General features: G+C 69.3%; 9 protein-coding genes. 3 read left to right on the top strand and 6 right to left on the bottom strand.

The features are described 5' to 3' along the window. Positions 1 to 297 (top strand): Rid family hydrolase (locus Q7P21_RS19055; protein WP_304179651.1); only part of this gene is annotated, 297 nt, incomplete at its 5' end. Positions 298 to 300: 3 nt separating this feature from the next. Here Q7P21_RS19055 and Q7P21_RS19050 read toward each other — a convergent pair. Then, the gene (locus tag Q7P21_RS19050) at positions 301 to 504 is read right to left on the bottom strand and encodes a hypothetical protein (protein ID WP_304171750.1); all 204 of its coding nucleotides are present in this window, start codon (positions 502 to 504) and stop codon (positions 301 to 303) included. A gap of 143 nt (positions 505 to 647) precedes the next feature. On the opposite strand from Q7P21_RS19050, the gene Q7P21_RS19045 reads away from it, so the two are divergent. Continuing rightward, entirely contained in the window at positions 648 to 1,742 is a 1,095-nt protein-coding gene (locus Q7P21_RS19045; protein WP_304179639.1) for an NADH:flavin oxidoreductase, read from the top strand. On the opposite strand, the gene Q7P21_RS19040 is transcribed toward Q7P21_RS19045, so the two are convergent. Genes Q7P21_RS19040 through Q7P21_RS19020 form a run of 5 tightly spaced genes read right to left on the bottom strand, consistent with a single transcriptional unit; the run spans position 1,739 to position 4,986 of the window. After that, positions 1,739 to 2,353 (bottom strand): SOS response-associated peptidase family protein, encoded by a 615-nt coding sequence (locus Q7P21_RS19040; protein ID WP_304172282.1) that lies wholly within the window; start codon positions 2,351 to 2,353, stop codon positions 1,739 to 1,741. The genes Q7P21_RS19045 and Q7P21_RS19040 overlap by 4 nt on opposite strands. A gap of 42 nt (positions 2,354 to 2,395) precedes the next feature. Beyond that, positions 2,396 to 2,737 (bottom strand): type II toxin-antitoxin system RelE/ParE family toxin, encoded by a 342-nt coding sequence (locus Q7P21_RS19035; protein WP_304172280.1) that lies wholly within the window; start codon positions 2,735 to 2,737, stop codon positions 2,396 to 2,398. A gap of 2 nt (positions 2,738 to 2,739) precedes the next feature. Beyond that, positions 2,740 to 3,030, bottom strand: coding sequence for a type II toxin-antitoxin system ParD family antitoxin (locus Q7P21_RS19030; protein WP_304179637.1), 291 nt, complete (start codon positions 3,028 to 3,030; stop codon positions 2,740 to 2,742). 58 nt (positions 3,031 to 3,088) lie between these two features. Beyond that, positions 3,089 to 3,574 (bottom strand): GNAT family N-acetyltransferase, encoded by a 486-nt coding sequence (locus tag Q7P21_RS19025; protein ID WP_304179630.1) that lies wholly within the window; start codon positions 3,572 to 3,574, stop codon positions 3,089 to 3,091. Continuing rightward, complete coding sequence (locus tag Q7P21_RS19020; RefSeq protein ID WP_304179626.1) at positions 3,571 to 4,986, bottom strand: cytochrome P450; 1,416 nt, start codon at positions 4,984 to 4,986, stop codon at positions 3,571 to 3,573. The genes Q7P21_RS19025 and Q7P21_RS19020 overlap by 4 nt, the downstream gene beginning before the upstream one ends. Before the next feature lie 111 nt (positions 4,987 to 5,097). On the opposite strand from Q7P21_RS19020, the gene Q7P21_RS19015 reads away from it, so the two are divergent. Further along, on the top strand, positions 5,098 to 5,482 hold a 385-nt coding region (locus Q7P21_RS19015; RefSeq protein WP_304179601.1), incomplete at its 3' end, for a LysR family transcriptional regulator.

The raw sequence follows: 5,482 nt of genomic DNA, 5'->3' as shown, positions 1-5,482 counted from the left end.
GGCACGGCGCCGATCGCGGCCGAGGGCGGAACGGCATGTCCGGGCGACGTGGCCGGCCAGACGCGCCGCTGTTTCGAGATCGCCGAGGCGGCGCTGATCGAGGCGGGCGCGAGCCGCAAGGACGTGATCCGCACGCGCATGATGTTGACCGACATCACTCGCTGGCGGGAAGCCGCCGACGTGCACGGGGAATGGTTCGTGGGCGTGCGCCCGGCCTGCACCTTCGTCGAGGTGAAGGGTTTCATCGATCCGGCCTGGCTGGTGGAGATCGAGATCGACGCGGTGGTGGGGGCGTAGGGCCTAAAGCAGCTTCGGCAGGATGGCGGCGGCCAGCAGGGCCACGACGATCGCCGCCAGGATCAGGCCGGCCTTGGGGCGGCCGCCCAGCAAGGATTCGCCCGCGCCCTTGGCCGGCTTGGCGGCGGGCTTCGGGGCCTGGGCCTCGGCCCGGGCCTTCTTGTACTGAGAGAGGTCGACGACCTCGGGCTTTCTCTCGGCGCTCATGGCCAGACCCTAGCATAGATGGGGCCGCACATAGAAATCATGGGGCCGGTTGACGCTCGGTCCACCTTGCCGCTCGCCCGTGCGGAGGGCAAATACTGGGTGAAGGTCCGACCGTCCCCGACCCAGCCAAGGCTCCGTGCTCCATGACCAACCTCTTTGCGCCGCTTAAGTTCGCCCGTGGCCCGGCCATGAAGAACCGCTTCATGCTGGCCCCCCTGACCAACACCCAGAGCCACGCGGACGGGGTGCTGTCGGACGAGGAGTTCCACTGGCTGACGCTGCGGGCCAAGGGCGGGTTCGGCCTGACCATGACCTGCGCGGCGCACGTGCAGAAGATCGGCCAGGGCTTTCCCGGCCAGCTGGGGATCTTCTCCGACGCCCACCTGCCGGGCCTGACCCGGCTGGCCAAGGCCATCAAGGCCGAGAACAGCCTGGCGGTGGTGCAGCTGCACCACGCCGGCAACCGTAGCCCTGCGGAGCTGATCGGCGAGGCGCCGGTCTGCCCCTCGGATGATCCAGACACCGGCGCCCGGGCCCTGACCGAGGCCGAAGTGGCCCAGCTGAAGGCTGACTTCATCGCCGCCGCGGTGCGGGCCGAGCAGGCCGGCTTCGACGGGGTCGAGATCCACGGCGCCCACGGCTACATCCTCTGCCAGTTCCTCAGCGCCGAGCTCAACCGGCGCACCGACGCCTATGGCGGCTCGGCCGCCAACCGCGCGCGGCTGATCCTGGAGATCATCGACGGCATCCGCGCCGCCACCCGCGCCGACTTCAACCTGGGCATCCGCCTGTCGCCGGAGCGGTTCGGCCTGCAACTGACCGAGATCGTCGACCTGGCCCGCCAGCTGCTGGCCGAGGGCAAGATCGACTATCTCGACATGTCGCTGTGGGATTGCTTCAAGGAGCCCACCGAGGCGGCGTTCAAGGGCCGGAGCCTGATGAGCTACTTCGCCGAGCTGCCGCGCGGGAACGTGCGCCTGGGCGTGGCCGGCAAGATCATGACCGGCGCTCAGGCCCGCGCGGTGCTGGAGGCCGGGGCCGACTTCGCGGTGATCGGCCGCGCCGCCATACTGCACCACGACTATCCGCAGAAGGTCGCCGCCGATCCGGACTTCACGCCCATCGCCCTGCCAGTGACGGCCGAGCACCTGCGCCAGGAGGGGCTCAGCCCGGCCTTCGTCACCTATATGTCCGCCTGGCCGGGCTTCGTGGCCCAGCCGGAAACCGCCGACGCCTAGAAGAGATCCTCCGCCAGCACGACCCCGTCACGGCGCAGGGTCTCGACCCTGAAGGTCCCGGCCGGCTCGGCGCGCAGCAGCTCGCCCTGCGGCCGGGCCAGGGTCAGCCAGTCGAGCCCGGCCTGGGGCGGCAGGGTGACGATCTGGCGGTCGTGATAGGGGGCGACGTCCGGCCCCGGCTGGGTGGTCAGCAGGCTGAAGCAGCCGTCCTTGACCAGGCCCGCGATCCAGAACCAGCCGCCCGCAGCGCGGGTGAAATAATGCTGGTCCTTGAGCTTCACCTTCGGCGCGGCGGGCGCCGTGTATTCATAGAAGCCGTCGGCGAAGATCAGGACCCGGTCGCTGTGGGCGAAGTCGCGACCCTCTGACCGGAAGTTGAACACCGGGGCGCCCTTCGGCCCAGGCCAGGCCCAGGGGATCATGGATCCGACCAGGGTCCCGCCGTTCAGCCGGAACACCGGCGAGGTGTCGCGGATGCGCACGCTGGCCTTGCCCGCCAGGTCATTGGGGGTGGCGCCGCCCTCCCATTCAAAGCGCGGCGGCGGCGAGAGAATCTCGAATTCCCGCAACAGGTCGTCGAGGGCGGTCTTGCGGGAGATCTCATTGCACATGACCCCATTCAGCCGGGCTTGGAGCGCTGCGTCCAGGGGCGGCTATTCGTCGGGTGCTTCCGGCACATGCCGAGCCAGGTCCATGGCGTCGTGAAGAATCCGAACGACCTGGATTTCTCCCATGTCCGTGGCTCGAAACAGGATGACGTGGCGACCGCGTCGTCCGAGGCGGGCGACATGCAGGCTTCTCAGGTTTGGTGCGATCTCGTCGCGTCCGCGAGCGCCGAGGGTGTCCGGTCCGGCCCCCAGCGCCCTCAGGGCGGCCACCAAGGTTTGGCGGTACATATTGGCCTGTGCTGGACCAAAGCGCTCTCGGCTCCAGAGCAGGATCTCGCCAAAGTCGCGCTCGGCCGGCGCCGACAGACGAATGGTCCAACGCGCCAAGATCAAGCGCCCGGCTTGCGTCCCAAGATCTCGTCGGCGAGGTCATCCAGATACTCGGCAAGTCCATCGCCGTCGGCGAAATGCCGGCCCTCGCCCCGCTCAAGCGATCGCAGGCCGTGTTGGGCGGCTTCACGCAGGGTATGGAGTTTGGCGGCGTCCTCAGCCTCGCGGCGCTCGATCAACCGAAGGCCTTCGCGCACCACTTCGCTGGCGTTCTGGTAGCGGCCGCTTTCCACGAGGTCGGCGATCATGGCCTCTTGGCGGTCGGTCAGGACAACGTTGCGCGTGGACATGGAGACCCTCCGTTCGACCTCTGGAGCATAGTCCATTGGCATATTATGCCAATGGAATCTAAGCCGCCGCCGTCCACCAGGTGGAGGCGAGGGTGAAGGCGGCGTGGCGCAGCATCTGCTTCTTGTCGCTGTCGCGGTCGGGACAGACGATGACGATCTGGGCGGCGCCCCGGGCGCAGATGCGGGTGCGGGCGTTGTCGAGCAGGCTGCGGCCGACATCGCGCCAGCGGGCCGGGCGGGCGACGCAGAAGTCATCGATCAGGAAGGTGGCGCCGCCCGGTGCGTAGACCGGCGGTGCGGGGGCGGGCCGGCCGATCAGGAAGCCCACGATCTCGCCGGCCTGCTCGGCGACCAGGAACAGGGTGTCGGGCCGCTGGCGTAGATTGGTGAAATAGGTGCGCGAGATCTCCGCCGCGTGCGGTGACGGGCGCCAGAAGATCGGCTGCCAGAACCGGCGGCGACCGCGCTCGGCCTCGAGCAAGGCGACGCAGGCGCCGACATCCTCCCCGCACGCGGCGCGGATGTGGGGCGCTGGACCCTTCACCGGGCCCGCTCCACGATCAAGGGCATGCCGCCCACCGGCTTCAGGGTCGTGTGGGCGCGGGGGGTGACGGTGTGGCCGACCACGGGGCGGAAGCTGAAGCGGGCCAGCCAATGGGACAGGATGATCAGGGCCTCGGCCTGGGCGAAGGCCATGCCGATGCAGATGCGTGGGCCGGCGCCGAAGGGGATGTACTGGAAACGTTGGTGGCTGGCCTTGGCCTCCGGATCGAAGTGTTCCGGATTGAACAGCTCGGGCTGGTCCCAGAGGCGGCGATGGCGATGCACCACCCAGGGCCAGACGCTGATCATGTCGCCCTTGCGCACCGGCAGGCCGCAGATCTCGTCCTCGGCCAGGGCCTCGCGATCCATGCGCGGCGCGGGGGGATAGAGCCGCAGGGTCTCCTCCCAGACCATCTTCAGATAGGGCAGGCGGCCCAGGATCTCGGTCGGGGTTCCGCCGGCGTCCCAGGCGGCCTGGGCCTCCTCCCGCGCCCAGGCCTGGGCCTGGCGGTCGCGGCTGAGCAGATAGAGCGCCCAGGCCAGGCCATTGGCGGTGGTCTCATGGCCGGCGACGAAGAAGGTGACGGCGTTGTCCAGGGCGAGCTTGGCGGCCTCCTTGGGCGGATAGCGCTCGGCGAAGGCTTCCAGCAGCCGGGTCATGAAGTCGGCGCTGGGGGAGGGGCTGGCCTGGCGTCTGGCGATGAAGGCGGACAGATGACCGAGCAGCACCTTGCGGCCCTGGTTGGCGCGGCGCTGCAGCGGGCTCTGGTCCAGCCAGGGCATGCCGAACAGGAAGCCCAGGCGGTACTCGCCGGCTGCGGCGACCACGGCGTCGATATCGCCGGAGGTCGCCTCGAAGCTGAGGCCCGCCTCGCCGGAGAACAGGGCTTCGTTGATGACCTCGAAGGTGGTGCGGGTGGCCTCGGCGGCGACGTCGATGTGGTCGTCGAGGCCCGTGGCCCAGCGGTCGGCGGTGCGCTCGGCGACCCGGGCGAAGATCGGGTTGAACTGGCCCAGCGCGGCGGGGGTGAAGACCGGGGCCATCAGCCGGCGCTGGTCACGCCAGATCTCGCCCTCGGCGGTGAACAGCCCGTCGCCGAGCGAGGGGGCGAGCGCGCGGCGGATCAGGTTGGGCTTGGGATAGTTGGCGACATTGTCGAGGAAGACCCGCTTGATCCCCTCCGGATCGCTGACCCCGATATAGTTCAGATGCAGGACCCGCCGCTTGCGGTTGAGGATGTCGAAGGTCTCCTTCGGCCAGCCGACCAGGGGGTTCCTGGCGGTCTCGCCCAGGAACATGTCGAACATGGTGGGCCAGTGGTCCGGCTGGTCCGGGGCGGCGGGGCGGAAGGGCTCGTGGGCGGGCGCGCGCAAACGCACGTTCCCCAGGGCCGCAGGGGCGAGATCGGTCATGTCAGGCGTCCTTCACCGGGGCGTCGTCGCGTCCGGCTCGCCCATACGATGTAGAAATTGCAGCCCTGCGCCAAACGATATAACGGTGGTCTTCTTGTGAGCTGAAATCACATGGACAAACGCGTTCTTCCTCCGCTGACGGCGCTGCGCGCCTTCGAGGCCTTCGCCCGGCTGGGGCGGATGACGCTGGCCGCCGACGAACTGTGCGTCACCCATGGCGCGGTCAGCCGCCAGATCCGCAGCCTGGAGGTCGCGCTGGGCCTGGTATTGACCGAGGGCCCGCGTCACCGGCTGAAGCTGACCGAGGCCGGGGAGCGGCTGGCCGGCTCCCTCTCCGTGGCCTTCGATTCGGTGGCCCGCACCGTCGCAGAGCTGAAGTCGGCTGCTGCCCAGGAACTGCATCTCTCCTGTGTTGGCACCCTGGCCATCCGCTGGCTGATCCCGCGCCTGCCGGTGTTCCATGCCGCCCATCCCGGGGTGCGGGTGCGGGTGACCG

Origin of the sequence: Phenylobacterium aquaticum, from assembly GCF_947378715.1 — a bacterium.
Taxonomy (GTDB): domain Bacteria; phylum Pseudomonadota; class Alphaproteobacteria; order Caulobacterales; family Caulobacteraceae; genus Phenylobacterium; species Phenylobacterium aquaticum_A.
Note: the sequence above shows the minus strand (reverse complement) of the source record. Positions and strands in the feature narration are given on the sequence as shown.

Coding starts and splice junctions, on each gene's coding strand:
- Q7P21_RS19050 (WP_304171750.1), bottom strand. CDS start 504: ATGAGCGCCGAGAGAAAGCCCGAGGTCGTCGACCTCTCTCAGTACAAG.
- Q7P21_RS19045 (WP_304179639.1), top strand. CDS start 648: ATGACCAACCTCTTTGCGCCGCTTAAGTTCGCCCGTGGCCCGGCCATG.
- Q7P21_RS19040 (WP_304172282.1), bottom strand. CDS start 2,353: ATGTGCAATGAGATCTCCCGCAAGACCGCCCTCGACGACCTGTTGCGG.
- Q7P21_RS19030 (WP_304179637.1), bottom strand. CDS start 3,030: ATGTCCACGCGCAACGTTGTCCTGACCGACCGCCAAGAGGCCATGATC.
- Q7P21_RS19020 (WP_304179626.1), bottom strand. CDS start 4,986: ATGACCGATCTCGCCCCTGCGGCCCTGGGGAACGTGCGTTTGCGCGCG.